The sequence below is a fragment of the Providencia sp. PROV261 genome, assembly GCF_028477945.1.
Taxonomy (GTDB): Bacteria; Pseudomonadota; Gammaproteobacteria; order Enterobacterales; family Enterobacteriaceae; genus Providencia; species Providencia stuartii.
In genome coordinates, this window is record NZ_JAMPMC010000088.1 from 1 (window position 1) to 2487 (window position 2487).

2 protein-coding genes and 1 pseudogene are annotated in these 2487 nt (G+C 30.2%); all 3 read right to left on the minus strand.

The window, feature by feature from the left end; genetic code table 11:
• Window positions 1–210 precede the first annotated feature (210 nt).
• On the minus strand, window positions 211–654 hold the full coding sequence (locus PR675_RS20670) for a hypothetical protein (RefSeq protein ID WP_004924625.1): 444 nt from the start codon (window positions 652–654) through the stop codon (window positions 211–213).
• A gap of 343 nt (window positions 655–997) precedes the next feature.
• Window positions 998–1321 (minus strand): annotated as a pseudogene (locus PR675_RS20675) (RHS repeat-associated core domain-containing protein); the annotation flags it as partial.
• A 43-nt stretch (window positions 1322–1364) separates the two neighbouring features.
• Window positions 1365–2487: hypothetical protein (locus tag PR675_RS20680; RefSeq protein WP_272582974.1), on the minus strand; the 1123-nt coding region annotated here is incomplete at its 5' end.

Sequence of the window (2487 nt, forward strand, 5' to 3'; positions counted from 1 at the left end):
GTAACATTGCCATATTTTACTTAGTCATTATGAACTAATTCATATGGATCCGTTGGCCGTTTTGTATAACGTCCGGTTTCATTATTTCGCCATCGCTTTGATTTACCATAAAAACTACAACTCAATCCCAATGGTTCCACACAACCTACCCCATTCGGCGCATACTGCTAAAAATTTAAACCATCTGTCAACTTTATCAGGATTATAAAACTAACCATTATTTGTAAACAGGAAATTAAATAGAATGTTAGGTACGGACTTTTTGTTTTCATAGATAAGTTTACAGCCATTAGTAAAATGTAATTCTATCTGCTCTATGTCATCTTTAGAACAAACAGAAAATGTTGGCAATGATGAACCTTGTAACTGAAAAAACTGATTTAGGGGGGTATTCATTATTCCTAAATTATCCGTTATATGCATATTAATATTAGCATTATCAGTACATTGAGAAACACTAATAGCTTCATAACTTTTATTTTTTTGTCTCGCTATACATAACTCAATAGAAAAATTACTTATATTAATAGTATAAATTTCTGCTGATTTAAAACTCTCTTTTTGACAAAGCGACAAAAGGTACTTCCTATCCTCATCCAAATATATTGAGTTAAAAAAACCTTTGGATTTAATTATATCAATTATTTTTTTCATCTCTAACAGCTTTGATTTTTTCTGTTACACCTTTTACTAACCTATTATTATTCAATACTTTTTGTAAGTGACACCACTCTGCGGCTTTAGTAGGCCATCTTACTTTAGCATATCTCTAGATAAGTTATTACTTTAGCTTTATTTTTGGGTTCTGTTAGGTATTGATCTGATTTTTCTGTTTTTTTCCAAGCAATTGTGTCTACATTTGTTTTACTAAAAACAGGGTATAAATTATTTTCCCATACTTACCTGATGTAATTGCAATTGCTATTTTATCAATATGAGCGTGAGCACCTTGAACCCATCAATCTTCAGCTAATACATCGATTCCATGCTGAACATGCAACCCCCGCGGATCCACCCATGTCAGCGGATTCGGCGCATACTGGTACAGATTCAATCCACCCGCTAACCCGATGGGGTCTTGCTGGGTAAAGCGGCCTAAATCCGGGGCGTAGTACCTGAAGGTATTATAGAGCAGGCCAGTTTCTTTGTCGAAATATTGTCCTTGAAAACGCAGGTTTTGTTCACTGTTAAACTCACCGGTAGGGCGGGCCTGACGCTGTAAATTACCCCAAACGCGATGCAGCCCTTGCCACACAATATTTCCGTTATATTTGTTCAACACCTCCGGTAACCCATTCAGACCGCTGTGAGTGTAATAAATCTCTTGATGATTTGTTAATTAAATTCAATTGATAGCTTGGATATTATGATTCAGATTTATCAAATTGCGGTGGGTCATATATTAACTCAGTAAGTACATTACTTAGATGTTCACATTCAGAGTCATTAATTTTAGCTAAGCAATCGGATAAGCCTATATTAATAAGTTTACTTTTAGGTAACATTATGGTTCTATTAATTATCAATTTTAATATAAATATAAATATAAAATACTCATCATTATTAATATATTTCCTCAGTTCTATAATATTAGGTACATTTTTTTTTAAAATGAAAAATGTATAGTTTATTAAAATTAAATTTGATATGAAAAGCTCTTGTGTTGATTGTAGAGGCTCAGTTATATCATTTAATATACTAAAAAATCCGCTTTCATTTTTTTTGGTTAAATTGATAAATCTCACAGGATTTAAGTGTTCAATTAATCTATCATTAAATGAAATTTCTAATTCTTTATAAAGATCGCTATCACCAAATGATATGTATTTCAGTATTTCAGTATGAAATAATTTAATGTATATCCCGTGATAAATATCTTCTTTTCTATCATGAATTTCATTTATAGCATCTAAGAAATCAATGTAACCAAGATTGTCGGATAAGAAAAAAATTTTATTTTTTATATACTTAAATCTAGAAAAGGTTTCATAATGTAAGAATAGTTCGCATAAAAATGACTGTAAGAGTTCAGTTTTTATTTCGTCCGTAAACTCATCACTATTACTAATCTTATTCATTTGAAGGATGAAAAAAAATAATTTCAAATCTCTATTTGTCTTTTTTTTTGTCTCAACTCGAAAAATATATCCAAACCGTGACAAGACAACATTTATAATATCAATATCTTGACTGCTATATCCTGCTGATTCCATTCTTTTTATTGTATCATCAAAAGAATGATAATCATCAGTCCATCTTATTAAATCACACTTATGATTTTTAATCTTTAACTTCAAATAAAGAGATTCATCATAAGTATCTTTTTCAAAAGAAAAAATACTCATGTTTATTTCTTTTGCTCTTGAATTTAAAAAGAAATTTAACTTATTTTTTAGCAAAAGTATCATTTCACTTTTGAAATTAGTTAGCATATCTTCTTCCACTTTTTCCATTCTCCTGATTTTCCTTTTTTTTTGTATTTCTATG